The following is a 25870-nucleotide window of genomic DNA, read 5'->3' on the forward strand; positions in this document are numbered from 1 at the left end:
CTCCCCTTTTATCCCGATATCATTACTGATAATAATCGTGATTGATCAATGCATAATCCGGTGTTTTCGATGCAAAAACGGCTTCCGCCATGCGGATCGATTTCAGCATGCCCTTGGCTTTGTTGATCGTCTCTTGGTACTCGTTCTCCGGAACGGAATCCCAGACGATCCCGGCGCCTGCTTGGACATAAGCTTTGCCATTCTTGAATACGATGGTGCGGATCGTAATGCACGTATCGAGGTTGCCCGAGAAGCCGAAGTAACCGATGGCTCCGGCGTAAGGACCGCGCGCTTCGTTCTCCAGCTCGGCGATGATTTCCATCGCCCTGAGCTTCGGAGCGCCCGAGACGGTGCCGGCGGGCAGGCACGAAATGAAAGCGTCGAAGAAATCTTTGTCTTTCGCCAGCTTGCCGGAAACGTTGGACACGATATGCATGACATGAGAGTACCGCTCGATTTGCATGAACGTATCGCATTGGACGGTACCGAATTCGGAGACGCGCCCGAGGTCGTTGCGGCCGAGATCGACGAGCATCAAATGCTCGGCGCGCTCTTTCTCGTCGGCCAGCAGCTCCTGTTCGAGCGCCAGGTCTTCCTCGGTCGTCCGCCCGCGGGGTCGGGTACCGGCAATCGGCCGGGTCTCCACCTTCTCGTCTTCGACGCGGACGAGCAGCTCAGGAGATGTCCCGACGATGACTTCCTCATCCATTTTGAGGCAGTACATGTACGGCGACGGATTCATCGTTCTTAGGATGCGGTACACATGCAGTGGCGAAATGTCCGTTTTGATCTCAAAGCGTTGGGACAGAACCACTTGAAAAATATCGCCTGCCCGGATATATTCCTTCGCTTGATCGACGTTCGCCAGAAACTGCTCCTTCGTCACGTTCGAGCGGATTTCCCCCAAGTCAACGTCATCGGGGATGGACTGGTGATTCATCTTGAGCGCAGGCAGCGGACGTTTCAGGCGTTCGATGGTCGCATCGATTTTGGCACATGTTTTTTCGTAGGCGGCGACGATGTCCGCTTCCGTTGCTTGGGGAGGCACATGCACGTTGGCGATCACTTTCAGCTGCTGCTTAAAATGGTCGAACACGATCACTTGATCGCAAAACATAAAGTCCAAATCGTTCATCTGCAGATCGTCCTGCCGATGCGCGGGCAGCTTCTCGTAATACTGCAGCAGATCATAACCGAAAAATCCGACGGCTCCGCCCGTAAAGCGGGGCAAATCCGGCAGCGAAGGGCTCGTATACGCGCTTAAATGCGCTTTGAGCACATCCACCGGCTTTTCCTTCGAGGTCGTCGTCCCTTCCGGACCTTCGATGCGAGTCACACCATTTTTGGCCTGAATAAACATAAACGGGTCGGTGCCGATAAAAGAATATCGCGCCCATTTGATCCCGCCTTCCACACTTTCTAGTAAGAAGGCACGCTTCTCTTCGTAAAAATGTTGAAATACGCGGATCGGCGTCTCCGTATCGGCCATCAAATGGCGGACGACGGGGATCAGGTTATACTGGCTGGCAAGCCGAACGACTTCCTTTACATCCGGTGTGTGCATCGTCATCTCTCCTCTTCTCAACTCAAAAATAACTAGGCTCTGCAAACGTAAAAAAGCCTCTACGCATCGTAGAGGCGGTATTCAGCGGATGAAGGATTCGTCCAAACGGAAAGTGTACGCAAAGTACGTCTAACACCCTAGGGTAGGTTAAAATAAACCTGCCGATAGTGCGCCGAACGCATCCTGACGGTTCTTTCCACGAACGAGTAATCTTCTCTCTTCTCATCTCAAACTGAACTAGGCTAACTCTCTACTCTGCTCTAATTACTGCTTACTCACTCTTATCTGCTTAACTCGTTGTAATCAACTATACTACCTCAATTATGCTTTTGTCAATTTGGACAAATCGGGACGAAGCCGCATCGCTTCTCTTTGATAAACATGGATGATTTCTTTTTGCTGTTTGTCCGTATTGACCATCACCATTAAACGAATACAGCGGGGCAATCCGCCCTCTACCGGGATTTCGAGCGAGCACATCAGCGGGACCAGGTCCCAGCCCTGCATCTGGCGGATTGCCCGTGCCGGGAACGTCGCTGTCAAATCCGGCGTCACCGTAACGAATACGCTGGCAATTTCCTCCGGAATGATGCCGTTTTCCGCGATAATTTGATCGAGCAATTCTGTTGTTGCCGTTAAAATGTCATTCTCTTCGTTGCGCTCCACAGTCGTTGCTCCGCGGATTCCTCTTACGAACATCCGTCAGTCCTCCCGTTTTAACCGATCCACGATCTCTCTGACCCATTCCGCGGATACGTTTTTGTTAATTTCGACCTTGCCGATGGCCGTCGGAATGATATAAACCATGCGGCCTTCGCTGAATTTTTTGTCGTGCATCATCGCACGCATGATCGCCTCGGTATCGAAGTGCGCCGGAATGCGCGTAGGAAGGCCGAACTTTTTGAAAATGCGTTCGGTTACCGTAAAAATCTCTTCCGGGTTGCCCATACGCACCGACAGCATCGCCGCGCCGACCATGCCGATGGAGATCGCTTCGCCATGCTGCAGCTCATTGTAACCGGCCACCGCTTCCAGCGCGTGACCGATCGTATGCCCAAGGTTCAGGATGGCGCGAAGATCGTTCTCCCGCTCGTCCTTCGACACGACCGCCGCTTTGACGGCGCAGCCTTTGTACAGACCGTACTGGAGCGCTTCCGGGTTCAGCCCGATGAGCTTCTCCGCATTCGCTTCGCACCACGCGGTAAATTCGGCATCCCAGATCAGCCCATGCTTGATCATTTCCGACAAGCCCGCGCGCACGTCCCGATCCGGCAAAGTCAGCAGCGTAGACGTGTCATACAATACCATCTCCGGCTGATGGAACGCGCCGATAATGTTTTTCGCCAGCGGGTGGTTGACGGCAACCTTGCCGCCCACGCTGCTGTCGTGAGCCAGAATCGTCGTCGGAATCTGCACAAACCGGATGCCGCGCATATAACTGGCCGCCACAAATCCGGCCAAATCGCCGACAACGCCGCCGCCAAGCGCCACGACCGTCGATTTGCGGTCCAACCCCGCCTGCAAGCAGGCGCCGACGACGTCTTCCAGCACCGCGAGCGACTTGGACTTCTCGCCTGCCGCAACGGTGTAGGACACCGCGGTATAGCCGCCCTCCGCTAATCGGTCCAGGACCGGCTTCAGATGATGCTTCGCCACATGATCGTCGGTTACAACAAGCAGCGGTGACGCTTTACTAATCCCGTGCTTCTCAAAGTACGCGGCGATATTCGCGAGCAGGCCCTCCCCGATATAAATCGGGTAGGACCTCGTACCAAGGTCTACCGTTAGCTCTCTGACCATAAATCCGGCTCTCCCGCTTAGTAAGATTTGATTTGCTCTAAGTAGCTCTCGTAATTTCTGCGGATTTCCTCCAACGAGTCGCCGCCGAATTTTTCCATAAACGCTCTCGCGACTTCCCAAGCGATGACGTTCTCCATAATGACGCCGGCCGCCGGTACCGCGCACGTATCGGAGCGCTCCACCTGCGCGGTGAACGCTTCCTTCGTATCGATATCTACGCTTTGCAGCGCTTTATAGAGGGTCGCGATCGGCTTCATGACGCCGCGTACGACGATCGGCTCACCGGTCGTCATTCCGCCCTCAAATCCGCCTGCGCGGTTAGTCGCACGATAAAAACCGCGCTCCTCGTCATGCATGATTTCGTCGTGAACGGACGAGCCTCTGCGCTTGGCCACCTCGAATCCAATCCCGAATTCCACGCCCTTGAATGCTTGAATCGACAGCACTGCCTGTGCAATTCGTCCGTCCAGTTTGCGGTCCCATTGCACATGGCTGCCGAGACCCGTAGGCACGCCTTCGATGATGCACTCGACGATACCGCCAAGCGTATCGCCGTCGCCTTTGGCCGCATCGATGGCCGCAATCATTTTCGCTTCCGCGTCTTTATCCGTCACCCGTACCGGCGATTCCTCCGTGATGCGGATCAGCTCGTCGATCGGCAGCTCCTGCCGCTGTACTTCCACTTCTCCGATGCGAATGACCTGACCGGCGACTTTGATGCCGAATTCCTTCAGCAGCTCGCGAGCCATGCCGCCGACAGCTACGCGCATCGTCGTTTCCCGCGCGCTGGAGCGCTCGAGAATGTTGCGCAAATCGCGCTGATTGTATTTCAAACCGCCGTTCAAATCGGCATGACCCGGACGCGGGCGGTTCACCCGGCGCTTCGACTCGTCGTTGCCTTCGATCGGCTCGATGTTCATGATGGAAGTCCAGTGCTTCCAATCGTTGTTTTCCACCACAAGCGCGATCGGGGCGCCGGTCGTTTTGCCGTGGCGCACGCCGCCGGCTATGTTCACGGTATCCTTCTCAATCTGCATGCGGCGTCCCCGCCCGTAGCCTTTCTGCCGTCTAGCGAGCTGTTCGTTCACCGCTTCGAAATCGATCGTTACATTGCTTGGAAATCCCTCAATAATAGCTGTCAATTGTGGTCCGTGCGTTTCCCCTGCGGTTAAGTATCTCACCTGATTTGTCTCCTTTCATCCTATCCCATGAAAAGCGTAAGCTTTCTTTCTTTCAAAACGCTTTAGCGCTTTTATGTGCTGAGTCATGTGCTAATTATAGTATAGGCCTGCGGCTTTGACAAGAATATGCAAGAACAAAAAGAAGCGCGGCCAAAGGCATGTAGCCGATGACTGCGCTTCTTTCCGTGTCGGACGAAGGTATGTCAGCCTCCGGCCGGTTGTTTTTTGAATACTTGCGGGCGTTCCGGAGTCTGCGGATCATGAACCAGTCCCATAATTTGCAGCGAATCGATCCCGAGAATTTGGGCGCATTCTTGTACCGAGATGAAGCCCCGACAGTAAGCGTTGATGACTTTACGTTTGTCCATGCGATTCCTCCTGCTGCCTTTCGGGCATAAAGAATCAGTCTACATTTTATTCATAGTATGGGATCGTATGGAAACGTTTATTCATTACACTTCCGTTTTACGGTAAAAAAACGTTTCGGCAGATTCCAATCCGTACTGGGCCGGGCTGAAAATCTGCTCGGTGCTGCCGACGAACAAGATGCCGCCCGGCTTCAACGCATTGGCAAATTTATGATACAATAAGTGCTTGGCTTCTTCTGTAAAATAGATCATAACATTGCGGCACACGATTAAATCGAATCCGGTATCAAACGTATCGACCAGCAGGTTTTGCTTTTGAAAGCGGATCGATTTTTTAAGCGAATCCGCAATATGATAAGTCAAATTTTCCTGACGGTAATATTTTTGCAAATATTTGGCCGGTACATCCCGCACCGAACGGTCCGAATAAATCGCCTTCTTCGCTTTTTCCAAAGCGCCATCATCGATATCGGTCGCGAGCACCACGCTGTCCTGGGCGTTCAATTCCGCCAAAATCATCGCCAGCGTATAAGGCTCTTCCCCCGTGGAACATGCGGCGCTCCAGCACTTGACCTTGCGCGATTTGCGGAGCATGTCCGGCAAAAACTTCTGTTCCAGCACTTCCCAACGATTCGGATTGCGCCAAAACTCGGAGACGTTGATCGTCATCCGATCCAAAAACTCGTAAAACAGCTCTTTGTCCTTCGTCATCGCCTCGAAAAACGAAGCGAACGTCGTATACCCCTTTTTCATCCGCAGCGTAGTCAGACGGCGTTTCATCTGCGCTTCCTTATACTGGGACAAGTCGATGGACGTGTAGTCCTTGACTTTCTTGATGAATAACAGGAAATCTTTATCCTCCATGCCGCCATCCCCGCCTTATCAGATCCAAGTTTGTATCGCTTTGCTGTAATCGAGCACTTCTTCAGGACCGAAAAAGTTTGCAATTTCCCGCTGGGCGCTTTCCGGAGAATCCGACCCGTGAATCAAGTTCAAATTCGTATGAACCGCAAAGTCGCCGCGGATCGTACCGGGCAGCGCTTCCAAAGAATTCGTCTTGCCGATCATCGTCCGGGATAGCGCAATCACTTGATCCCCCTGCCAAACCATTGCAAATACGGGCCCAGAAGTAATAAATTTGATCAAGTTATCGAAAAACGGCTTGCCCACATGCTCTGCATAATGCCTTTCCGCTTGCTCGCGGCTGACCTGCACCAGCTTGGCCGCAACCAATTGCAGCCCTTTTTGCTCAAAGCGGCGCACGATCTCCCCAATGAGCCCTCTCTGCACTCCGTCAGGCTTAACCATCAAAAACGTTTTTTCCATGTGTTTCTCCTCCTACCACTATAATAAAGTTTATTAGGAGATTGGTTTTGGAGTTAGTTTTAGGCATTCATCATCCGCATAGGGTAAAGATTGTCACGGAAAGTTTACGGCCGCCTTTGAAATCAAGTTGTTACCGCAAGGCAAATTGATGATAACTTGAATTTCAAGAGCGGTGGAGTGACAATGTTTACCCGATCAGCTTACAGATGAATGCAGTTCTTCACGGTGTCAAACCAAGCTCCTAATAAGAACGGTTCCCCACAAAATGAGCAATACTGACCAAATCTTTTTTCGCCTGGATATTGGGCAAGCCCTCCAGGGAACGAATCGCTTTATCTATGTATGTCGACGCCATCGCTTCGGCGCGGGAGATTCCCTCGCTGCGCCGGATCATATTCAAAAACGCGCTGATGTCGGTTTGCCCGTCACAGGCCTCGATACGCGAGATTTCCTCCAGCAGAGCCGGACGAAGCTGCGGATTCTGAAGCGCAAAGATGACGGGAATCGTAATATTTCCCTGCTTGATGTCGCTGCCCGGCGGCTTGCCGATCTCTTTCTCCGTTCCGCATAAGTCAAGAAGATCGTCGCGGATTTGGAACGCCATCCCGGTATAATACCCGAAATCGTACAGCCGCTTGGCCGTCTGTTCGGGAGCACCAGCCGCAATCGCTCCCAATTGGCAGCTGATTGCAAGCAGCAGCGCCGTCTTGCGCTTAATCCGCAGCATATAGTCGCGGACGGTCTGCCCCGTATGGAAAAAGAAGCGGATTTGTTCCATTTCTCCGATCGACATCTCGACCAACGCATTGGACATGATCCGATGGATGGATGGGTCCGGCAATTGGGTGACAATGCTGAGCGCTTTGGCGAAAATATAATCCCCGGCGTACATGGCAACCCGGTTATCCCATTTGGAGCGGACCGTCAATTGACCGCGCCGCGTGTTCGCATCGTCGATGACGTCGTCGTGCACAAGCGAGGCCATGTGAATCAGCTCCAAAGGCACGGCTACGAACTTTACCCGCCCCAGATCATACTGACCGAACTTGGCGCCAAGCAGCACAAATACCGGACGAATCCGCTTACCGCCTGCTTTCAGCAAGTGCAGGGAAGCTTCGCGAAGCACCGGATGATCAACATCGATGCTTCGCTCCAGCTCCTTTTCAATCAAATTGATATCTTTTTTTAATTTAGCATATAAATCCAACAGTTTCATTCCGTCACCCGTACTACAGAATTATCTTTCCATATTTGCAGAGGAACGTTCCGCTTCAGAAAACCGAGCTCTGCGGCATACTGATAATATAACGAGAGCCCTTCCCATTGCTTCGGACCGAATTCGTAGCACAATTCGGAGAAATAACGCTGCCAATAGGCCTCCGTCCCGCCAATCAGCTTTTGCGCGTCACGAACCAATGCTGCCGGATCGGCAAGCGACTTGCTCTTGCTCTCGAGAAAGGCCTCATAGATACGGCTGACAAGCGCCGGGTACTGCTCCACGGTTTGCTTCCGGATCGTGCAGACAGCAAACGTCATCCACTGTCCGGTTAAGCGGGTCCATTCCGTAGCGAGATCGGTAACGAGATATCCGTTCTTTTCCCAGCTTGCCCGAATCGCATGATCGCCAATCAACAGCGCGGCATCTGCGTTCTTCATCATCGGTTCAAGCTCCGGAGCCGCGTACTCGTACTCGGGGTGAAGCCCGTAAAACTTGGTTAAAATAATTTTTAGCAAATTGATCGAGGTGGCGGAAGTCGTCGGCAGCGCAATCTTGGCGTCTCCTAGTTCCTCCAATGGTTTTCTGTGAAACAGAAGAATGGAATTGACCTGTCCGAAAGCGCTGACCGACATGTCAGGAAAAACTAAATACTCGTCGAAATTTTCTCCATACGCAAATGACGAAATGGCTCCGATATCGATTCGTCCTTCGGCCATGGCGCGGTTCAACCCCGACGGAACCTGTTGAGTTACCTCCAGATCGCTGCCGAAGGAAGAGAAAGGAAAGTAATAGAAGAGCGGCCACACATTGGTGAAGTCGATACGGCCGATGCGTACGGACGCCTGGTTGTTAGTCATTTGGCATACCCCATCTTTTATACAATTGATGTTCGATCTCCATGCAGTCCAATATTTTCCCAACTATAAAATCGATCATATCGTCTAATGTCTGCGGACCTTGATAAAACGCCGGCATCGCCGGCAGGATACGTACACCAAGCCTTGCCAGCTTCAGCATGTTTTCGAGATGAATCGCATGCAGCGGCGTTTCCCGCGGCACAACAATCAGCTTGCGCCCTTCCTTCAGCATCACGTCCGCGGTTCGCTCAAGCAGGTTGTCCGATGCGCCGTTCGCGATGCCGGACAGGGTGCCCATCGAGCACGGCACGACCACCATCCCCTGCGTCCGGAACGAGCCGCTGGCCGTCTTCGCTCCGATGTCCTGCACAGGCACGTATTCGAGCTTTCCTGGCCAGTTGTCGGATTCGAAGTGCTGACGAACGCTTTCCTGCCGCTTCGAGGCGTCCCAGCCGAGCTCTTCCTTCAGCACGCGCCAGCCTGCATCTGTTACGATCAGATGAACGTCTTCCCCTGCCGACAGCAAAAAGCGGCAAAGCCGCACGCCGTAAGCTGCGCCGCTCGCCCCGGTAATGCCGATTACCCACGGTCTTTTCACCCGCTAAACACCACCAAGTCGATCAAGGTGAACACGAACAGCGAGATGCTAAGCGTACTGTTCATCGTAAAGAAGGCCGTGTTCAATTTGGTAAGGTCCGTCGGCTTTACAATCAGATGCTCATACATCAGCAGAGCGTAGGAGACAAGCACCCCGGCCAAGTAGACCCAGCTCAAATCCGTTAAAAAAAACAGGCTGATCAAACCTGCCGCAGTGACGATATGAAACCAGCGAGCGATGAGCAGCGCCTTAGGAATGCCGAACCGGGCCGGTATCGAATGCAGCCCTTCTTCCCTGTCAAATTCAACGTCCTGCGTCGCATAGATGGTATCGAAGCCGGCCAGCCAAAAAACGATGGCTACGTAAAACACGAGCGCCGCCAGCGAAAATTCTCCCGTCACGGCGATCCAGCCACCCAGCGGCGCGAGCGCGACCGTCATTCCCAGAATCAAGTGGCATGTCCAAGTGAAGCGTTTCGTGTAAGAATAGAACACCAGAAAAAATACGGCAACCGGCAGCAGCTTCATCGCGAGCGGGCTTAAATGATAGGCTGCCCAGAATAAGCATACGAACGAAATAATAATAAAGATGATGGCTTCTTTCGAAGAGATCAAGCCGGCCGGTATCGCCCGCATCGCCGTCCGCGGATTTTTGGCATCGAACACTTTGTCGATGACCCGATTCAGCCCCATGGCTGCGCTCCGCGCCCCGATCATTGCCAGCAGAATCCAGCCGATCTGCCCCCATGACGGAAGATGGTTAAAGCTTACCACCGAACCGAGGAGCGCTCCCATGAAAGCAAATGGAAGCGCGAAGAGCGTATGCTCGATTTTGATCATTTCTAAAAAGATTTTGGTCTTTCTCCATGCCATGTTGTCAGACATCTCCCTTAGATCCATTTGCCGCTTGCGGCTTAATGCCGATGTGAAGCGCCGCGATCCCGCCGGTTAGTGGGTAAGCCTCGACGCGGGTCAAACCGGTCTTTCGGAAAATGTCGGCGAGCTCCTTATGATCCGGGAAGTTCTTAAGCGATTCCGGCAGCCATTTGTACTGTTCATACCGTTTGACGATCAGTTTGCCAAGCAGCGGCAGAACCTTTTGAAAATAAAAAAAGTAAATCGCCTTAAACGGCTTCCAGGTCGGTTTGGACAGCTCCAACGAAACGACCATTCCCCCGGGCTTCACCACCCGCTGCATTTCTTCGATGACTTTGACCAGATCAGGCACATTGCGAAGCGCAAAGCCGATCGTCGCGTAATCGAACGAATTATCCTCGAACGGCAGCGCCATGGCGTTGCCTTGCACAAGCTTGATCTGCTCGTCCATTCCGAGCCGCTTGACTTTTTCCTCGCCTACATCCAGCATGTTTTGGCTGAAGTCAAGGCCTACGATCTTACCGGCGCCGCTCGCTTTAGCGAGACTGATCGTCCAATCACCGGTGCCGCAGCACAGGTCGATCGCCGTTGCTCCCGGCTTCACATCCATTTTCTTCATCGTAAAGTTTCTCCAGGCTTTATGCCGGCGGAAACTCAAAATGTCGTTCATCAAGTCGTACTTCGGCGCGATGCTTTCGAAGACGGAGTGAACGAACTGTTCCTTGGTCGATTTCATTTCCATAAGTGTCACCTCAAACTTCTTGAGTCGCCCGCGGGGCCGATAAATACCGGCGGAACGGTTCGCCGATTGACAGCAGTTCTTTGCCTAATTTCTCCGGCTCGAACGACTGCAGCTTGTCTTGAAGCTCCTTCATGCAGGTATCGAGCATTTGGTGCAGCTGCGGCGTTACCTTGTACTTCAGCCATAACGGGCGCCATTTTGCCGGGTCCGGCTCTTCGCTTTGCAGCAGCTTCTTTTCTTCCCGTGTGGCTTGCTGCAGAACATGCCAAAAGCCCCAGCTATCCCGATGCGGCTGAGACGACTCGGACCGGTCGATTTCCTGAAGCAGCACCTCGCAGCGGGTAAACAGGCGAAGTACCTCGGGCCACACGACGTAAAAACGCTCCTCGAGCAGATTGGCGAAGGAAAGAAACAATTGCGTCTTCACCTCGACCGACTGCCCAATGTATTCATCCGCCGTAAGCTTCAACTGCTTCATCTTGAGGTACAGGTTCATTTTGAGGCGGTTGGCTTCGCATATCGCTGCGGACAGTATTCCGATCAAATCAATATGTCCGGAATGAGACAGCAGGTAGTAAAAGCGGCTGCTGAAGTAGTCTCCCGCAAGCACCTTGAGCTGCCGGGAGCGGGCGGATTTCTGCTCCTTGGCATCGTTGGTTATGCTGACCATATCATGCGTATCCAAACCAAGCTGTACGAGGGACGTCACAAGCGTGTAAAGCTCGCTGTAGCCGGCCAATGTGCTGTGCTTATTTAAAAAAGCATACAGAAGCCGGGTGCGGAATTCGGGAAAGAGCGGCAGATCCGTATGCTTTTGAATCATGTCATGCTCTGTGTATTTCTTGGCCATCTCCGGAATCCGATAAGTGTTCATATGTAAGCCTCCGAACCGATAAGAAAAATCTCTTCACTCGCAATCTAAACTATTATAGCATAATCGAATTATTTTCGCATGTACCCGGATCAGCTTTTCGGAGTAAAACGCTCCTGCCATTTCGAGGTATACGTCATCCGAAAGCGGGTATCCAAATACTGCTGCAGCTCTTCCGCGTTTTTGGAGCGTAGTCCCGGTTCGTTCGGAAGCCATTTATCCCGCCTTGCGTCTACCGCTGCCAAGGGCTGGGGATTCCCCTCCCGGTCCCCGGAGGCATCCAGCACGCGGACCAATACCTGATTGATATTCGTAGACGAAGCGAACATCACCGTAGGCACTTCGTACATATCGCTGAGCATGTCGGATTTGTCGCTCGTTTTTACGGCCAGCAAATCGATCGACACAATGGCATGATTTACCTCCACCCGGCGAATTCTTAAATGAAGCTGCATCCTCGATACAACGTCGACAATATTGTTCTCGGACACGGGATGCGCTTTAACGCTTCGAAACACGCTAAGGCTCTCATCCAGCTGTGACAAATAAGACAAAGCCGACGCTACCGCTATCGATAAGGCTGTAATGATCAACAAACGGGGAGCCCATTTCATCCCGAACCGCTTCCTCCTTTTGACGGGGTCCGAATGCTTGGCTGATGCCCTGTCTGTTACATTGTACAACGAAAAAAAGCAGGCTATGCCTGCCGTTACCCGAAAAATTATTCCTCCGTATCGATTAGGCCGAATTTCGTGGCTACAACCGCTTTCCCACGGATTTTGATAGCTGATGTATGTTCAGTAAATTGAGCGATCATAATCTCGCCTTTATCCAACTTTTCCGTGTGGTGAAACCGGGTATCCTGCCCTCTTGTCAATCCGATGACCTGTACTCCATTTTCCTTGGCTTTTACCACAAAGTATTCACTCTGATTCGTTTCCATTCTTATTCCCCCTGGGCTAATCTGTCCAATTACCTTTATCATGCAGAAAAATACTCGTGCTGTCAACTCAATAGAAAAGCCGCCCTCTTAGGCGGCTACCGTTTTCTCTGGTGCGTAAGCTTGATCTTTTTTATTGTAGAACCCTTTGAAGCGGCTCGGTACGAGCTTGGAAGCCAAATAGACGATCAAATCGGAAAGCTTAACGACACCGTAAGCAAACAGCATGCCCGCAATGACGTCGAGCACCCAGTGAATCTGCAAATACATCGTCGAGAAAATAATCGCGGAGCAATACGTAACCATCATGTATTTGAAGATGCGGTCTTTCTCTCGGAGCGCCAGCAGCAGCATGGCGAACGAAATCGACGTATGCATGCTCGGAAAGCAGTTCATGACATTGACCAGCATATCGTTTTCCGTGGCAAATTTGCGAGCGAGCAAATCAGGCTGCCCTTTTACCCACCATACCTCGCGAAGCAAAATCAGGTTGTAAAACGGCAGGATCAGCGGAAACTGCATCAAATGTCCGGATAAGGCGTAGGACATCATCTTTTTTACGCTCTTGGTCCAGTAGCTTCGGACAATGCAAATCCAGAGCGAGAGCACGAAGCCGTAGTTGTAGATCCAAGCCATGATCTGGTCGGCCACCGGGTGATTGATCGCCCGGGCCCATGCGGCATCGTTGAGGGGGATGCTTCTCATCATGTCATCCCATTGCCATACATGACGATTGTTTTCGAACATCCAATTGGCGATTTTCCACCATACTCCGCTGCCGGAGCCATAGAAGTAATAAAATACGCCAAGAAGTGGGATACCTACCACAAAAAAACGTTTCCAATCGACGTCAATCTGATCTTTTCGGACGCCCATCAGACATATTAAAAGCAAGACCCAGCATTCCAAGCTCCAATTCCCGACCACGCCGATACGCCATACCAAAAAGATCGATGCCAGTATGCCGTACATCGTCCAATCGTTTGCGTTCGACCATCGTCTAAGTTTCTCTGACATTTTCGGTAACTCCCCCTAAATACTGTACCTAAACCGCTTATCGCATTCTCATTTCGTGAAATAAGGTCAACTAAGTATAACAAAAAAACAATGGTTTTGCTTCATAATTTTTTTACATTTAAGAAAAGCTTCAGAATTAAAAAACACGGGCAAATGTCCCGTGTCGCTTGTGCTTCGCAAAGAATTGCCGGACGCTTTCATTCCTCTTGCAGACGCTTCATAAAGTCCTCTGCCGCGCTGTAGCCCTGCTGCCGGAGATACCAGTTGTTGGCCGCCGCTTCGACCAAGCCGGCCACATCCCGTCCGGGCTGAAGCTGGATTTCGATATGCGGAATCTTGATGTCCATATACTCCGAAAACTTCGGGACCAGCTCCAATTCGTTATTGAGTGCATTGTCCTGCCACTTTGTTAATTCGATGTCGAGAACGATCCGCGTCTCGTCCTGAAACGCTTTGCGGCCGTACAGCCGGGAAACATTGATGAGTCCGATGCTGCGGAGGGCGAGAAACTCTTTTGTCTTTCCGTTATGCGTGCCGAGAAGCGTCTCCGGGCTGATCTTCTTAAGCACCACAATATCATCCGCCACCAGCCGGTGTCCCCGCCGAATGAGCGTATGCGCCGTCTCGCTTTTGCCTACGCCGGATTTGCCCCGGAGCAGAATGCCGATCCCGGATACGTTGACGCATACCCCATGCACGGCAATCTCCGGCGCCATCGATTTCGTCAAGAAAGCGTCCACCAGCTCGATGAATTTGTTCGTCGCCTGCGGAGTCCGCAGTAAGGGAATGCCCTCTTCCTCGCAATATTTCATCAAATATTTAAGCCCTTCCTGATTGCGGGTTACGACAAAGCACGGCGGATGATACTTCACGATGTTTCCGATCCGCTCATTGCGTTCCTCTTCCGTGAGCGTATGTAAATAAGTGATTTCTTTACTGCCGAGCACCTGCAGGTGGGACTGCGAGAAAAAATCGAAATACCCGACGAATTCCAACCCCGGACGATGGACTCTGGTCTTAGGAATCGTTCGATGGAGCTGCGTGGCCCCGGCCAGTACTTCCAACGAAAATCGTTTTACCAAATCTTCTACCGTTACAGATTTCATCCGTTCTTCCCCCTTCGCCTTCTACTGCTATGCCAAACGGAATCTGCTAACTAATTCTACATAAGAGAGCATTTCCCTCTTCAGCTTCCGACCTATGAATAGATCTGGAGAAAATAAAAACCGCTTCCTTCGGCGGATGTATCCGTCAAGAAAGCGATTCGGTCATAACATGCTATCGGAGTAGCGGGATTCGAACCCACGACCTCACCCACCCCAAGGGTGCGCGCTACCAGACTGCGCCATACCCCGAAATTGATCCGGCAAAAAAATCCGGCAAAGAGTATTATATCTTATGCCCTATCGATTGTAAAGGATTTTTTTCCATAGAAAAGAAAAAGCGCCCGAACCGTATTCGAGCGCTTTTCGAGCCGGTGAACCGGCCCCATTATGTAGAAAGCCTAAAGCCGCAAGAGCTTACTGGATTCCGTCTCTCAACGCTTTGCCAGGTCTGAAGGCCGGGATTTTGCTGGAAGGAATTTCGATTTCTTCGCCGGTTTGCGGGTTGCGGCCTTTGCGGGCGGAACGCTCACGAACTTCGAAGTTGCCGAATCCGACCAATTGTACCTTATCTCCGCTTTGAAGCGCCTCGGAAATAGCTTCGAATACAGCTTCAACCGCTTTGGTTGCGTCCTTTTTGGAAAGCTCCGTGGATTCCGCTACCTTATTGATCAAATCGGATTTATTCATGCGATTCACCTCCCCCCGAAACAAACGAGTCCTGTTACTTTCTTTGTTAACCGTTTCGCCGAAAAATATACATTCGGAACGATGCAAAGGTGAAAGAAACAAGATTATAGTAATACACGCGTTAACCATTTTCAAGTGCAAACACAAAAAATGCACCCTTCGGAGTGCATTTTTCACGAAAAATGAGAAACATCTCACAAAATGATCGCAATGAGGCCGCCAGAGCCTTCGTTTATAATTCGTCCAAGCGTTTCCTGGAGCTTGTAGCGCGCGTTGTCCGGCATCATGGCCAGCTTGCCTTGAATGCCTTCGCGCACGATCGAATGCAGCGACCGTCCGAAAATATCCGATTCCCAGATTTTGAGCGGGTTGTCCTCGAAATCCTGCATCAAGTAGCGAACGAGCTCCTCGCTTTGTTTCTCTGTCCCGATAATCGGCGAGAATTCCGATTCCACGTCGACGCGGATCATATGAATTGACGGTGCCGTCGCCTTGAGCCGGACGCCGAAGCGGGAGCCTTGCCGGATGAGCTCCGGTTCGTCGAGCGCCATCTCCGCAAGAGTCGGAGGAGCAATCCCGTAGCCTGTCGTTTTGACCATTTCGAGCGCTTCGGCGAAGTGATCGTACTCCCGCTTAGCATGCGTAAAATCCTGCATGAGCTGCAGCAGGTGATCCTTGCCGCGGATTTCTACGCCGACGACCTCCATAAGAATGCGGTCATACAGCTCGTCGGGCGCATACAGATCGATTTCCGCGACCCCTTGCCCCATATTCATTCCGGCCAACGCCGCTTTATCGATAAATTCGTATTCCTCGAAATGACTGACGACCCGATCCACGTCGCGAAGCCTGCGAATGTCCTGTACCGTCTCGCGGACAGAGTTCTCGAAGCTGGAGCGGAGCCAATGGTTCTCCTCCAACACCATAACCCAGCTGGGCAGATTTACATTGACCTCGTGAACCGGGAATTCGTACAGCACTTCGCGAAGCACGGACATCATGTCGTCCTCGCTCATATTGGCAACACTCATCGCCACGACCGGCACGTCGTGCTTCGCCTGCAGCTCGTTGCGCAGCTCAATCACGGCATCGCTCTGCGGGCGGGTGGAGTTCACAATGACGATGAACGGCTTTCCGACTTCCTTCAATTCGTTAATGATGCGCTCCTCCGCATCGACGTAGGAGGTGCGCGGAATTTCGGCGATCGAGCCATCTGTCGTAATGACGACACCAAGCGTCGCATGCTCTTGAATCACCTTGCGCGTGCCGATTTCCGCGGCTTCCTGGAACGGAATCGCTTCATCGAACCACGGCGTGTTGATCATCCTTGGGCCATTCTCATCCTCATATCCTTTGGCGCCTTCGACAACATACCCGACGCAGTCGACCAGTCGAACGTTGACATTCAGTCCTTCAGCAACATGCAGTTGCACGGCATTGTTCGGTACGAATTTCGGCTCCGTCGTCATAATCGTCCGTCCGGCGGCGCTTTGCGGCAATTCGTCGGTTGCCCGAATCCGGTCGGCTTCATTCTGGATGTTGGGCAGCACGATCGACTCCATAAAGCGCTTGATGAACGTTGATTTTCCCGTACGGACCGCTCCAACGACCCCCAGGTAAATATCCCCGCCAGTACGCTCTGCAATGTCCTTAAAGATATCCACTTTTTCCAATGAGAATCCCTCCTACAGGTTGTTTAAGACGAAACTCGTACACGCTTTGGACTAGTACAAATATATGTACGGCGGTTCAAAATATGATGACAGGCGCAGAAATAATTTTCGCCGGAAATCCGGCTTTACCGTGTTCGCCGCTTGCGTCCTTAACTTCATACCTGACAAATATATGTAGGAGATTCTACGATTATTCTAGCTATGCCAAGAAAAAAACCTCTATCACCTTGAATAGAAGGTTGATAGAGGCTAGTTTAGAACGATTCCGGGACGGGAAGCGGCTTATTGTCTTTCCACGAGTAAGCAAACGAACGCGCAGGGACAAAATACGACTCCTGAACGAGCAGTGCGCGCAAATCCTGCTTTGCATCAAGACGGCTTTGAAGCTGCTTCTTATCGATAAGCCGCATAATTTCAGGCGCGTAATCGATGCCGACCTGCCCCGATTCGCTCATCAGGAACGGAAGTTTTACCGAGCGCGTATACATGCTGTCCACCTCCGCCGGCTTCCGGTTCAATTTGGCGTAATCGATGGCGACAAAGCCGGGAGCGACCGCTTCCCCTGCCGGCAGCGTGCCCGTTTTCGATTTATAACGATCTACCTCCTGCTGAAGCTCGACGGTTAGCTGGAACGAAGGCAGGTCCATCATCTTGACCGTCGGCTTCGTCTCCGCATCGACCAGGACGTAGGTCGCCGTCCCGCCATTCTCGAACGCATTGGCCGGCACCTCGCTGATGTAACGCCCCTTCAGTTTTTTAAAATCGATTGCATTCTGCTCATACAGCGGCGTGGTCGCCTCGAAATTTTTGATCGGCAGCACGCCGGTTTTCGCCTTATATTGATCGATCGCGTTCTGAACGACGATCACGTACTCGCCTGTTGCGATCTGGTTCTCTTTACGCATCTCTTTCGGATACATACAGCCGCCGAGCAGCGTGCAGACCAGCAGCAAAGACGCCGCCTGCAGCCAACGCTTCATCACCATTCCTCCTCCTGCTTCTCCAACTGCTTGCGTATTGCACTTTTGAGCGGGTCCTCCGGCACGAGCACCGTGACAGGCCCGGTGATTTTCGCCTGACAGGCAAGACGGTAGCCGTCTTGCTGCAAGCCGCCAAGCTTCAGCGCCTCATTGCGGTTCGGCTCGGCCAGCCCCGTGCCGGCATTTTCCGTCACGCGAACCTTGCACATCAGACAAGCCGCCTTGCCCCCACACCGGGTACGGATATGCACGCGGGCGCGCCGTGCCGCGTCCAGAAGCGTCGTGCCCGGTCTTGCTTCAATCGTTTTGTTGTCAGGTAAAAAAGTGACTTTCGCGGCCATACGTGCTCTCCTTCCGTTAACTGTCCGCTTTCGGGTCGAGCAGCGTACGCAGCCTGTCGGCAAGCTCCCCGCTGAAGCGGTTGCGGGCAATCAAATCATCGAGAACCAGCTTGTGACGCTCCGGCTCCCGGGCTCGGCATACTCTTGCAATCGCTTCATAACGGTCCGGGCGGTCCCTCATCACGTTAAACACCAGTTCGTGGGCCAGCGGCATTAGCTGGACGACCTCTCCTTCGCCATACGGAACAGCAGGCGCATGCGTTCGTGCCAAATATTCGGCTTCCACGCGATATTCGCTGCCCATCGCCCGCACCTCAAAAGCACCGACGAGCTCCACCTTGACACCGTTCATCTCATAATGGCTGAGAATCGACCGGTAAATCGGCGTTTCGCTCTCCGTCTGCTCGTCAGTCGAGTACCGTTGGAGCGCCCTATGCAAATCCTCCACATCGCGCCGGTCGGCATATAAATCCAAGTCCCGGGGAAGCGCGTCAAGCTGCACGCCTTGCAGCAGCAGTCCGGTGCTGCCGCCGACCAGCCAAATGGAATCAGAACCCCGTGTATGTATGGCAAGCTCGAAAAAAATCTCCTTGAGCGGTTCCGGCACCATGCCAAGTTGTTGTGTATTCATCTTATCATCCTATGCTAAGCAAAATAGTCAAAAATATGGCTTATGCGCAACCGCGATCGCGCCCTCGCTTTTTACTTTCGCCTGACAGCCTAACCGAAAGCCTTGCTCCAGCTCTTCCGGCTCCAAATTATCCAGCTCCTCATCCGTCGGAGCATTCAAATGCTCCATCCCCTCGCTTACTTGACAGCGGCAGCGGGAGCAGGTGCCGCGCATGCAGGAGAAGCCCCAGTCCACTTCCGCCTTCAGCGCCAAATCCAAGATCGTGAACCCGGTCACCGGTTCGACCGATTTCGTTACTCTGCGTCCTTTTAAGGTAATCATGTAGGCAGCAATCTCCTTATAATAGCGATACAACCATATAAATAAAGATCGGGATAAACATCAAGAACGCGACCAACGACAGCACAAACCGGACAACGCCCGTCGTTTTATTTCTCGCAAACGTGATCAGGAGCGAAGCGAGAACCATGAGACCGATCGCAATAAAAGATGCCCACATTTTGTCCAACGGCGACATAATAAATTTTCCAACCCCTAGCTTGGTAACGTAATTGACTCCATCATAACACAAAAAAAGCACAAGCGCGCTTGACCGGCGGCTCATGCCATAAAACTGTTAAAAATGTCACCTTACTTCTTCATGATCATCTTCATGAGCTGTTCCAAATTGTCCGTGCTCACTTTGCTGCCTTTGATTGCCTGGATCAGATCGTTCGTCGTTTGATCCGAAACGGGAACATTCACAAGGCCCGCAACTTGCTTAATCAGCTGCCTAAGCTGCGTATCGCTCTGCAGCGTGGACGGCTTTACCCCGCTCGCAAGCTTATATATATCTTTCTCGGAAACGCTTTTGCCGGTTTTTTTCTTAACCACATTGAGCACGTCTTTCGGCATGTTTTTATCTGCCATCGTTGTCCCTCCTCAGACTGGTTATGCAATAAAGCCTGAGGTAGTATATGTGGAAAAGTTGCCATCGGTATAGGCGCTTGCCTTAACGAAGCCAACCGTTTTGAGTGTCGTCGGCGATTTCTTCGGTTTCGTGACGGGGGCCCCGTCCCATCAAATGCTCTACGGCCGTTTTCGGGTTTTTCCCGTCAAACAGGACGTGGTACAGCTGTTCCGTAATCGGCATGGAAATCTCATAGCGGCGGGACAACTGATAGGCCGCCTGCGTCGTTTTAACGCCTTCTACGACCATTCCCATCCGCGTGAGCACTTCTTCCAGCGAATGTCCCTGCGCCAGCATCGAGCCGGCCCGCCAGTTGCGGCTGTGCCTGCTCGTGCACGTAACCACCAAATCACCGATTCCAGCCAATCCCGCGAACGTTAACGGACTCGCCCCCATCGCCGTCCCAAGTCTGGCGATTTCGGCCAGTCCCCGGGTAAGCAGAGCCGCTTTGGCGTTATCTCCGAAATCCAACCCGTCGCTGAGACCTGCTCCGAGCGCGATAATATTTTTGAGTGCGCCGCCAACCTCAACACCAATGACGTCGGGGTTCGTATATACGCGAAAATACGAATTGATCAACAGATCCTGCGCCTGTTCGGCGGCTTCTTTGTCCAACGAAGCTACAACGACCGTAGTCGGGCATTGCCGGATAACCTCTTCCGCATGGCTTGGCCCGGACAGCACGACCAGCCGGTTCGAATCGTACGACGTCAGCTCTTCCGCCAGCACTTCGCTCATGCGCTTAAGGCTGCCGGCTTCGAACCCTTTGGTCGCATGGATCAGAAGCGAATCCGGGCTCAAATGCGGTTTAAGCTGACCGGCAATATCCCGCATAGCCGAGGACGGCGCTACAACCACGACGGCTTCCGCATCTTTAACGGCTTCTTCCATGGAATCCGTCGCCCGAATCCGCGAAGATAACAACACCTCGGGCAAAAACCGGCTGTTGCGGTGCTCCTCGTTAATCTCCCGTACCTGGTCGCGGTTGCGCGACCACAACAGCACGTCGCGGCCGTTATCCGCCAGCACCGAGGCAATGGCCGTTCCCCAACTTCCCGCTACCAGCACGGCGGTTTTACCGGAAACCGGCATGAACGAACACCTCCGTCGATTTCGTCAAACTTGTTTTTTGGCACCAAGCTTGTTCTCTTGTCCTTTTAACAGCTTCACGATATTGCTCCGGTGCTTGACCCAAGCGAATACGAAGAGAAGCAGGCTGAGCGCGAAAATTTCCCGTGAATCGACCATAAACCATATGAAGATCGGTAAAAGTGCGGTAAACAATAGAGATCCCAAGGAAACGTAACGCGTAATAGCAATAGAAACAATAGCAACAATCCCGGCGATAAGCGCAGGCAAAAAGGCAAGCGTGGCCATTACTCCGATCGTCGTGGCAATGCCCTTGCCTCCCCGAAACCCGAAAAACACAGGCCAATTGTGCCCTACGATAACGCTGATACCCGCGAGCACTTCAAACAGCGGATCGCTTCCGCTCAGCCACGTGCCGATCCAAACAGCCGCCACGCCCTTCAACATATCCAAGAGAAGCACTGCGATGCCCGGCCCTTTGCCAAGCACCCGCAGCGTATTCGTGGCCCCCGCGTTCCCGCTTCCGTGTTCGCGTATATCGATGCCTTTCAGCAGTTTGCCTGCCAAATAACTAAAGCTGACCGAGCCGAGCAAATAACCGATCAAAAGTGAGAGCAAGTTAGTCACCGCGGTTCTCTCCTATTCGTCGTCCGATTTACGACGCGTGAACATGCGTAGAGGCGTTCCCTCAAAACCGAACGCGCCGCGAATTTTATTTTCCAAATATCTCTGATAGGAGAAATGCATCAGCTCCGGATCGTTGACGAAGAAAATGATAGTTGGAGGCTTGACCGCCACCTGTGTCGCGTAATTGATGCGCAATCGCTTCCCTTTGTCCGTCGGCGGCGGGTTGATGGCCACGGCATCGGACACGACGTCGTTCAGCACGTGCGTCGCCACACGCGCCGCATGCTGCTCGGCAACATTGGTCACTACCGGGAACAGCTTATGCAGCCGCTGCTTCGTTTTGGCAGACAAATACACGACAGGAGCATAGGTCATAAACAAAAAATGGTCGCGGATTTTTTGCGTAAATTGATGCATGGTTTTGTCGTCTTTTTCCACGATATCCCATTTGTTCACAACGAAGATCGCCGCTTTGCCCGCCTCGTGCGCATACCCGGCGACATGCTTATCCTGCTCGATAATGCCTTCCTCGCCGTCAATGACGACCAGGACGACATCCGCCCGCTCGATCGCCTTCATGGCGCGCATGACGCTGTACTTCTCCGTCGACTCGTATACTTTGCCGCGCTTACGCATCCCCGCCGTATCGATGATGACGTACTTCTGGCCGTCCTTCTCAAAAGGCGTATCGATCGCATCGCGCGTCGTTCCGGCGACATTGCTGACGATGACGCGCTCTTCTCCCAGGATGGCGTTGACGAGTGACGATTTCCCGACGTTCGGCCGGCCGATCAGTGCCACCTTGATCACATCCTCGCCGTACTCTTCCTCGCTCGTGTCCGGAAAATGCTTGATCACCTCGTCGAGCAAGTCGCCGATTCCCGTACCGTGAGAGCCGGAGATGCCGACGACGTCGCCGAAGCCGAGGCTGTAGAACTCGTAAATATCGTCCATCCGCTTCAGATTGTCCACTTTGTTAACGGCAATGATGACCGGCTTTTTCGCCCGGAACAGCATTTCCGCGACTTCGCTGTCCGCCGGCGTAATGCCTGCTTTGGCATCCACCATAAACACGATGACGTCCGCTTCCTCAATGGCAAGCTCCGCTTGCACGCGTACGGACTTCATGATCTGATCTTCCCCTTCGATCTCAATCCCGCCGGTGTCGATCACGCTGAACTCGGTATCCAGCCACTCTCCCCTGCCATACAGCCGGTCCCGGGTAACCCCCGGTTTATCTTCCACAATAGCCAGCTTATCGCCGATAATACGGTTAAATACCGTAGATTTGCCCACGTTCGGACGGCCGACAATCGCTACGATTGGTCTTGCCATGCACTTCATTCCCTTCTTCGACTACCGCAATGTTGCTTCATGTCTCCCTCCGCCGTTTGGCCGAGGGGCGTTATGTACAAAGACAAGCCTGTTTTCAAGGCTTGCAAGCTCTGATATTATATCAAAATCGAATTCACAAGTAAATGAACGAAACGTTAGCGGACAGCCTTACAACTATTAATGCTTCACTAAAATAACGATCCCGTTCTCCAAATCGTGGGCCGACGCATCTAAAATTTTTTCCAGCTTAAAGGCTACTTTCTGCTGATGATCGGCATCGTCCGCGATAAAAATGGGAGCTCCGCCGGCCACCGTTTGCCGGTTTGCTTCCGTAGCCACCACCGCCATAATTTGTCCCATAAGCGCTATCCTCCCGCTTTTCCGCCGGTTTGCACATGCGCTTCGCTCGGCATCCGCACTGCGCTTTCCAGCACCGGCGAGTTCATCACCACTTGACGGGCTTTCTCCGGATCTTGCTCCTGCGGAAGCAGCAGCACCGCCAGCCGCCCGTCATCCATATTCAGCTTGGCCAGCGGAACGAGCGCCGGTTCGCCTTGGTCGCGATGAACCCCCATGATCGTTGACACGTCATGCAGAAGCGCCTGCCGCTGTCCCGGATTAGCCAAGGTAACCCTTGCATTTTTGTTTTTGGGCGCAAGCACAATGCCGATGGCATTCTTACAGATGACGTTTTGCGTATCGCTTAATCCGACGTTCATGATATAAATGTCGTCCACGAACAGATTGGGTCCGTCCAGCCGCACCCGGCCGATGTTTACATTTGCAATCGACGACAAGGATTTGCCTGTCTTAAACAGATTGGTGACCAAAATAGCGGCAATCCCTGCCACAATCCCCCAATACCAGGGGAACACGATACCGAAGAACGCCGTGGCAAACGCGGTAAAAATGACTAAATAGTTACGGCCTTCGAACACCATCGCAATCCCTTCGATATAGGTTGCTCCCCGCGGCACCAGTTCCAGACTGTCGATCTTGCTCAGCGTTTGACGCTCCATATTGCGGACGTCCCGGAACTGCTGCGCCGCCATAGCCAAAAATGTCATGGCCGTATAGTTCTTATCCAGCAGCGAAGGGACGGCGACCGCTCCGAGCCCCGCCGCGATGACGCCCAGCGAAAGATGAATGATTTTGCCGTGAGGATACGTCGGATATTGCCGATAATCGGTCCGAAGCATCGTCAGCCGGGCCAGTACACCGAACACGACGCCCAGTATGATTCCTACGGTATATTTTTGCTCCACCAGCCAAGCCCACACGTCGATCACGTCTCCTTCCTTCTTGGGCAACAGCTTCGGCCTGTCAATCGTTCTCCGGCTCTCTGCCCGGCCTAACCCTTTTCCGTACACGCATAAATGCCAGCTTGCTCCCCGCGACCATCCCTTCCAGTAAAAGAGAACAGCCTCGGGCCGCAAAGGCTGTCAGCCACCATTCGTCCTGAAATTCCACTTGCCCGAGCGTCATCGCCATTTGTTCCCGGTGCGCGAAGGCCGACATAACGTCGCCAATCAGCAGTCCGAGCGACAGCCCTGCGATCTGCAGGGGCGGCCAACGCAGCAGTGCCGCTGCCAAAAAACCGACGCTTGCGGCAACGGTCCATTCCGAGCTGAACCAGATGACCGCCGGCATCAGATGAAGCGTCTCTCTCAGGAAGAAATAAACCGACCCAAGCAGCAGGGCGATGGACAGTAAATGGAACCGATACAAAAAGCTCGGCGTACGGACCATGACCCAGAGCGAAACCGTCAGCAGTAAAAACATGCAACCGTATATCCGAATGCCGCCCCAGTCCGTGCTCCACCGCATAAACAATATCCAAAGCATAAAAAAAAGAAGTAGACTCGTAGGAGTAATACCTCTTAATATGACGTTCTTCCAGCCACTGACGAACAAAATTAGCGCAACGACGATTAGCAATAAGGACACGTAACCCGCATTCATTCGCTCTCACCCGCAGAAAAAGCTGTTCCTCTTTTTCCTGTAGTATGGCTTTCTTTATTTAGTTTTACTCAATCTTTAAGCGTAACCCGATCGCCTTGCGTAGGCGGAGATATCCATTCCCCGAACCGAGCACCACTCTGCCGTTTCCGACGTAATGACGACTGGAAGCTCGTGCAAAGCTTCAATTCGGGATGCACCCAACGCCGTCATCAGCAGCCGAAGCTCGTGATGCCATGACGTAATTTGCCCGATCAACGCTTCGGTCCCCGATGTACGCAGCACTCGCAGCATGGCTCCGGCCATACCGACCGCGGAGGCTCCGAGCGTTAAAGCTTTGCAAATCTCAAGCGCGCCTGTAATGCCACCTGTCGCCACGACCGCCACGTCCGGCCGGTTCAGGCGACGCTTAGCCTCCAGTACTTCCAACAGCGCGATGCTGGTCTTGCAGCCCCAATCGTTCAGCCAGTCCATCGGCAAATCGCGCCGGGCATTCTCGATAGCGGCGAAATTAGTACCTCCCGATCCGCCGACATCGATACATCCAACCCCGCAGCCGATCAGCTTCTCTGCGCTCTCCCGCACCATACCGAAGCCGACCTCCTTGACGATAACGGGAACGCCCGCCCGTTCGACGATTGTCCGGATTCGTTCAACCATTCCCCGGAAATCTCTGTCCCCTTCGGGCATGATCAGCTCCTGCATCACATTCAGGTGGATTTGAAGCCCGTCGGCTTGCAGCATGTCCACCGCTCTTAGCGCTTGCTCCAGCGTCGCTTCGCTGCCAAGATTGCCAAATACGATGCCGCGCGGGTTTATCTTTCTTACGATACGGTAGCTTGCAGCCGTCTCCGGGTTTTTGATAGCGGCCATCTGCGACCCTACCGCCATAGCGAGCCCCGTTTCTCGAGCGGCGACGGCAAGCTCCCGGTTAATTTCTTCGGTCTCTCGGGCTCCTCCGGTCATGGCATTAATAAGAATCGGCGAGCTCAATAAGAGTTCGCCGATTCGGGTATGCAATGCTATGGATTCCGAAGAAATACCGGGGAGACAATTGTGGACCAGCTTAATGTCGCGGAAGCCCTGCTCGCCGCTTTGCCCAAGCTGGAGCGCATGATGAACATGCTCCATTTTT

Annotated in this window: 32 protein-coding genes and 1 tRNA gene; all 33 read right to left on the reverse strand. The window is 52.8% G+C overall.

Annotation, left to right across the window (positions count from 1 at the left end; translation table 11 throughout):
* Positions 1–22 precede the first annotated feature (22 nt).
* The gene (gene trpE, locus PEL01S_RS08990) at positions 23–1564 is read right to left on the reverse strand and encodes an anthranilate synthase component I (protein WP_127460073.1); all 1542 of its coding nucleotides are present in this window, start codon (positions 1562–1564) and stop codon (positions 23–25) included.
* 321 nt (positions 1565–1885) lie between these two features.
* Positions 1886–2263 (reverse strand): chorismate mutase, encoded by a 378-nt coding sequence (gene aroH / locus PEL01S_RS08995; RefSeq protein WP_063183883.1) that lies wholly within the window; start codon positions 2261–2263, stop codon positions 1886–1888.
* Positions 2264–2266: 3 nt separating this feature from the next.
* Entirely contained in the window at positions 2267–3364 is a 1098-nt protein-coding gene (aroB, locus tag PEL01S_RS09000; RefSeq protein ID WP_127460074.1) for a 3-dehydroquinate synthase, read from the reverse strand.
* Positions 3365–3381: 17 nt separating this feature from the next.
* Positions 3382–4545 carry a chorismate synthase gene (aroC, locus tag PEL01S_RS09005; protein ID WP_127460075.1) on the reverse strand — a complete coding sequence of 388 codons (1164 nt, stop codon included), beginning with the start codon at positions 4543–4545 and terminating at the stop codon, positions 3382–3384.
* 203 nt (positions 4546–4748) lie between these two features.
* Positions 4749–4913, reverse strand: a complete 165-nt coding sequence (locus PEL01S_RS34420) for a hypothetical protein (RefSeq protein WP_164824264.1) — start codon at positions 4911–4913, stop codon at positions 4749–4751.
* Between the two features lie 84 nt (positions 4914–4997).
* On the reverse strand, positions 4998–5777 hold the full coding sequence (locus PEL01S_RS09010; RefSeq protein ID WP_063183877.1) for a CheR family methyltransferase: 780 nt from the start codon (positions 5775–5777) through the stop codon (positions 4998–5000).
* 18 nt (positions 5778–5795) lie between these two features.
* A complete protein-coding gene (gene ndk, locus PEL01S_RS09015) occupies positions 5796–6239 on the reverse strand; it encodes a nucleoside-diphosphate kinase (protein WP_127460076.1) in 444 nt (147 codons plus the stop codon).
* Positions 6240–6480: 241 nt separating this feature from the next.
* Positions 6481–7455, reverse strand: a complete 975-nt coding sequence (locus PEL01S_RS09020; RefSeq protein WP_108531746.1) for a polyprenyl synthetase family protein — start codon at positions 7453–7455, stop codon at positions 6481–6483.
* A complete protein-coding gene (locus PEL01S_RS09025) occupies positions 7452–8315 on the reverse strand; it encodes a menaquinone biosynthetic enzyme MqnA/MqnD family protein (protein WP_063183872.1) in 864 nt (287 codons plus the stop codon). Before PEL01S_RS09025 ends, PEL01S_RS09020 begins: the two co-directional genes overlap by 4 nt.
* A complete protein-coding gene (locus tag PEL01S_RS09030; RefSeq protein ID WP_063183870.1) occupies positions 8308–8913 on the reverse strand; it encodes a UbiX family flavin prenyltransferase in 606 nt (201 codons plus the stop codon). Before PEL01S_RS09030 ends, PEL01S_RS09025 begins: the two co-directional genes overlap by 8 nt.
* Positions 8910–9785, reverse strand: a complete 876-nt coding sequence (locus tag PEL01S_RS09035) for a UbiA-like polyprenyltransferase (protein WP_010495116.1) — start codon at positions 9783–9785, stop codon at positions 8910–8912. Before PEL01S_RS09035 ends, PEL01S_RS09030 begins: the two co-directional genes overlap by 4 nt.
* A 4-nt stretch (positions 9786–9789) precedes the next feature.
* Positions 9790–10530: a demethylmenaquinone methyltransferase gene (locus PEL01S_RS09040; RefSeq protein WP_063183868.1), complete on the reverse strand. Its 741-nt coding sequence runs from the start codon at positions 10528–10530 to the stop codon at positions 9790–9792.
* Between the two features lie 10 nt (positions 10531–10540).
* Positions 10541–11404 (reverse strand): heptaprenyl diphosphate synthase component 1, encoded by an 864-nt coding sequence (locus PEL01S_RS09045; protein WP_108531750.1) that lies wholly within the window; start codon positions 11402–11404, stop codon positions 10541–10543.
* A gap of 89 nt (positions 11405–11493) precedes the next feature.
* Positions 11494–12015, reverse strand: a complete 522-nt coding sequence (locus tag PEL01S_RS09050; protein WP_127460077.1) for a hypothetical protein — start codon at positions 12013–12015, stop codon at positions 11494–11496.
* Between the two features lie 107 nt (positions 12016–12122).
* Positions 12123–12344 (reverse strand): trp RNA-binding attenuation protein MtrB, encoded by a 222-nt coding sequence (gene mtrB / locus PEL01S_RS09055; RefSeq protein WP_010495112.1) that lies wholly within the window; start codon positions 12342–12344, stop codon positions 12123–12125.
* Between the two features lie 87 nt (positions 12345–12431).
* Entirely contained in the window at positions 12432–13358 is a 927-nt protein-coding gene (locus tag PEL01S_RS09060) for a phosphatase PAP2 family protein (RefSeq protein WP_127460078.1), read from the reverse strand.
* Positions 13359–13555: 197 nt separating this feature from the next.
* On the reverse strand, positions 13556–14464 hold the full coding sequence (gene hprK, locus PEL01S_RS09065) for an HPr(Ser) kinase/phosphatase (RefSeq protein WP_010495109.1): 909 nt from the start codon (positions 14462–14464) through the stop codon (positions 13556–13558).
* Between the two features lie 175 nt (positions 14465–14639).
* A tRNA-Pro gene (locus tag PEL01S_RS09070) sits at positions 14640–14713 on the reverse strand.
* A gap of 165 nt (positions 14714–14878) precedes the next feature.
* The gene (hbs, locus tag PEL01S_RS09075; RefSeq protein WP_010494971.1) at positions 14879–15151 is read right to left on the reverse strand and encodes a non-specific DNA-binding protein Hbs; all 273 of its coding nucleotides are present in this window, start codon (positions 15149–15151) and stop codon (positions 14879–14881) included.
* Positions 15152–15345: 194 nt separating this feature from the next.
* A complete protein-coding gene (gene spoIVA / locus PEL01S_RS09080) occupies positions 15346–16824 on the reverse strand; it encodes a stage IV sporulation protein A (protein ID WP_063183861.1) in 1479 nt (492 codons plus the stop codon).
* Between the two features lie 254 nt (positions 16825–17078).
* Positions 17079–17804, reverse strand: a complete 726-nt coding sequence (locus PEL01S_RS09085; RefSeq protein WP_063183859.1) for a YphF family lipoprotein — start codon at positions 17802–17804, stop codon at positions 17079–17081.
* Entirely contained in the window at positions 17804–18145 is a 342-nt protein-coding gene (locus tag PEL01S_RS09090) for a 2Fe-2S iron-sulfur cluster-binding protein (RefSeq protein WP_063183857.1), read from the reverse strand. Before PEL01S_RS09090 ends, PEL01S_RS09085 begins: the two co-directional genes overlap by 1 nt.
* A gap of 16 nt (positions 18146–18161) precedes the next feature.
* Positions 18162–18776 carry a nucleotidyltransferase family protein gene (locus PEL01S_RS09095; protein WP_127460079.1) on the reverse strand — a complete coding sequence of 205 codons (615 nt, stop codon included), beginning with the start codon at positions 18774–18776 and terminating at the stop codon, positions 18162–18164.
* Positions 18777–18803: 27 nt separating this feature from the next.
* Entirely contained in the window at positions 18804–19097 is a 294-nt protein-coding gene (locus PEL01S_RS09100) for a 2Fe-2S iron-sulfur cluster-binding protein (RefSeq protein WP_063183854.1), read from the reverse strand.
* 16 nt (positions 19098–19113) lie between these two features.
* Entirely contained in the window at positions 19114–19293 is a 180-nt protein-coding gene (locus tag PEL01S_RS09105; protein ID WP_010494964.1) for a DUF2768 family protein, read from the reverse strand.
* Positions 19294–19406: 113 nt separating this feature from the next.
* The gene (locus PEL01S_RS09110; RefSeq protein WP_063183852.1) at positions 19407–19685 is read right to left on the reverse strand and encodes a stage VI sporulation protein F; all 279 of its coding nucleotides are present in this window, start codon (positions 19683–19685) and stop codon (positions 19407–19409) included.
* Between the two features lie 82 nt (positions 19686–19767).
* Complete coding sequence (locus PEL01S_RS09115) at positions 19768–20817, reverse strand: NAD(P)H-dependent glycerol-3-phosphate dehydrogenase (protein ID WP_108531758.1); 1050 nt, start codon at positions 20815–20817, stop codon at positions 19768–19770.
* A gap of 24 nt (positions 20818–20841) precedes the next feature.
* Positions 20842–21441 carry a glycerol-3-phosphate 1-O-acyltransferase PlsY gene (plsY, locus tag PEL01S_RS09120; protein WP_063183848.1) on the reverse strand — a complete coding sequence of 200 codons (600 nt, stop codon included), beginning with the start codon at positions 21439–21441 and terminating at the stop codon, positions 20842–20844.
* Between the two features lie 12 nt (positions 21442–21453).
* Positions 21454–22776 carry a ribosome biogenesis GTPase Der gene (gene der / locus PEL01S_RS09125; protein WP_127460080.1) on the reverse strand — a complete coding sequence of 441 codons (1323 nt, stop codon included), beginning with the start codon at positions 22774–22776 and terminating at the stop codon, positions 21454–21456.
* Between the two features lie 177 nt (positions 22777–22953).
* Entirely contained in the window at positions 22954–23136 is a 183-nt protein-coding gene (locus PEL01S_RS09130; RefSeq protein ID WP_063183845.1) for a capping complex subunit for YIEGIA, read from the reverse strand.
* Between the two features lie 5 nt (positions 23137–23141).
* Positions 23142–24056, reverse strand: coding sequence for a YIEGIA family protein (locus PEL01S_RS09135; RefSeq protein ID WP_063184007.1), 915 nt, complete (start codon positions 24054–24056; stop codon positions 23142–23144).
* 43 nt (positions 24057–24099) lie between these two features.
* The gene (locus PEL01S_RS09140) at positions 24100–24738 is read right to left on the reverse strand and encodes a YphA family membrane protein (protein WP_420874098.1); all 639 of its coding nucleotides are present in this window, start codon (positions 24736–24738) and stop codon (positions 24100–24102) included.
* Between the two features lie 75 nt (positions 24739–24813).
* A complete protein-coding gene (gene fni / locus PEL01S_RS09145) occupies positions 24814–25866 on the reverse strand; it encodes a type 2 isopentenyl-diphosphate Delta-isomerase (RefSeq protein ID WP_174806924.1) in 1053 nt (350 codons plus the stop codon).
* Positions 25867–25870: the final 4 nt, after the last annotated feature.

Origin of the sequence: Paenibacillus elgii NBRC 100335 (genome assembly GCF_004000865.1) — a bacterium.
Lineage (GTDB): Bacteria > Bacillota > Bacilli > Paenibacillales > NBRC-103111 > Paenibacillus_G > Paenibacillus_G elgii.

Bases quoted from the DNA above. Each gene is read 5' to 3' on its own strand.
- PEL01S_RS09100 (WP_063183854.1), bottom strand. From the start codon at position 19,097: ATGATTACCTTAAAAGGACGCAGAGTAACGAAATCGGTCGAACCGGTG.
- PEL01S_RS09045 (WP_108531750.1), bottom strand. From the start codon at position 11,404: ATGAACACTTATCGGATTCCGGAGATGGCCAAGAAATACACAGAGCAT.
- PEL01S_RS09010 (WP_063183877.1), bottom strand. From the start codon at position 5,777: ATGGAGGATAAAGATTTCCTGTTATTCATCAAGAAAGTCAAGGACTAC.
- ndk (WP_127460076.1), bottom strand. From the start codon at position 6,239: ATGGAAAAAACGTTTTTGATGGTTAAGCCTGACGGAGTGCAGAGAGGG.
- PEL01S_RS09060 (WP_127460078.1), bottom strand. From the start codon at position 13,358: ATGTCAGAGAAACTTAGACGATGGTCGAACGCAAACGATTGGACGATG.
- der (WP_127460080.1), bottom strand. From the start codon at position 22,776: ATGGCAAGACCAATCGTAGCGATTGTCGGCCGTCCGAACGTGGGCAAA.
- mtrB (WP_010495112.1), bottom strand. From the start codon at position 12,344: ATGGAAACGAATCAGAGTGAATACTTTGTGGTAAAAGCCAAGGAAAAT.
- PEL01S_RS09130 (WP_063183845.1), bottom strand. From the start codon at position 23,136: ATGGGACAAATTATGGCGGTGGTGGCTACGGAAGCAAACCGGCAAACG.
- aroB (WP_127460074.1), bottom strand. From the start codon at position 3,364: ATGGTCAGAGAGCTAACGGTAGACCTTGGTACGAGGTCCTACCCGATT.
- PEL01S_RS09035 (WP_010495116.1), bottom strand. From the start codon at position 9,785: ATGGCATGGAGAAAGACCAAAATCTTTTTAGAAATGATCAAAATCGAG.
- PEL01S_RS09025 (WP_063183872.1), bottom strand. From the start codon at position 8,315: ATGACTAACAACCAGGCGTCCGTACGCATCGGCCGTATCGACTTCACC.
- aroH (WP_063183883.1), bottom strand. From the start codon at position 2,263: ATGTTCGTAAGAGGAATCCGCGGAGCAACGACTGTGGAGCGCAACGAA.
- PEL01S_RS09115 (WP_108531758.1), bottom strand. From the start codon at position 20,817: ATGCCGGTTTCCGGTAAAACCGCCGTGCTGGTAGCGGGAAGTTGGGGA.
- PEL01S_RS09050 (WP_127460077.1), bottom strand. From the start codon at position 12,015: ATGAAATGGGCTCCCCGTTTGTTGATCATTACAGCCTTATCGATAGCG.
- PEL01S_RS09110 (WP_063183852.1), bottom strand. From the start codon at position 19,685: ATGGCAGATAAAAACATGCCGAAAGACGTGCTCAATGTGGTTAAGAAA.
- PEL01S_RS09105 (WP_010494964.1), bottom strand. From the start codon at position 19,293: ATGTCGCCGTTGGACAAAATGTGGGCATCTTTTATTGCGATCGGTCTC.
- trpE (WP_127460073.1), bottom strand. From the start codon at position 1,564: ATGCACACACCGGATGTAAAGGAAGTCGTTCGGCTTGCCAGCCAGTAT.
- PEL01S_RS09140 (WP_420874098.1), bottom strand. From the start codon at position 24,738: ATGAATGCGGGTTACGTGTCCTTATTGCTAATCGTCGTTGCGCTAATT.
- hbs (WP_010494971.1), bottom strand. From the start codon at position 15,151: ATGAATAAATCCGATTTGATCAATAAGGTAGCGGAATCCACGGAGCTT.
- PEL01S_RS09090 (WP_063183857.1), bottom strand. From the start codon at position 18,145: ATGGCCGCGAAAGTCACTTTTTTACCTGACAACAAAACGATTGAAGCA.
- hprK (WP_010495109.1), bottom strand. From the start codon at position 14,464: ATGAAATCTGTAACGGTAGAAGATTTGGTAAAACGATTTTCGTTGGAA.
- PEL01S_RS34420 (WP_164824264.1), bottom strand. From the start codon at position 4,913: ATGGACAAACGTAAAGTCATCAACGCTTACTGTCGGGGCTTCATCTCG.
- PEL01S_RS09085 (WP_063183859.1), bottom strand. From the start codon at position 17,804: ATGAAGCGTTGGCTGCAGGCGGCGTCTTTGCTGCTGGTCTGCACGCTG.
- PEL01S_RS09020 (WP_108531746.1), bottom strand. From the start codon at position 7,455: ATGAAACTGTTGGATTTATATGCTAAATTAAAAAAAGATATCAATTTG.
- PEL01S_RS09095 (WP_127460079.1), bottom strand. From the start codon at position 18,776: ATGAATACACAACAACTTGGCATGGTGCCGGAACCGCTCAAGGAGATT.
- fni (WP_174806924.1), bottom strand. From the start codon at position 25,866: ATGGAGCATGTTCATCATGCGCTCCAGCTTGGGCAAAGCGGCGAGCAG.
- PEL01S_RS09040 (WP_063183868.1), bottom strand. From the start codon at position 10,530: ATGGAAATGAAATCGACCAAGGAACAGTTCGTTCACTCCGTCTTCGAA.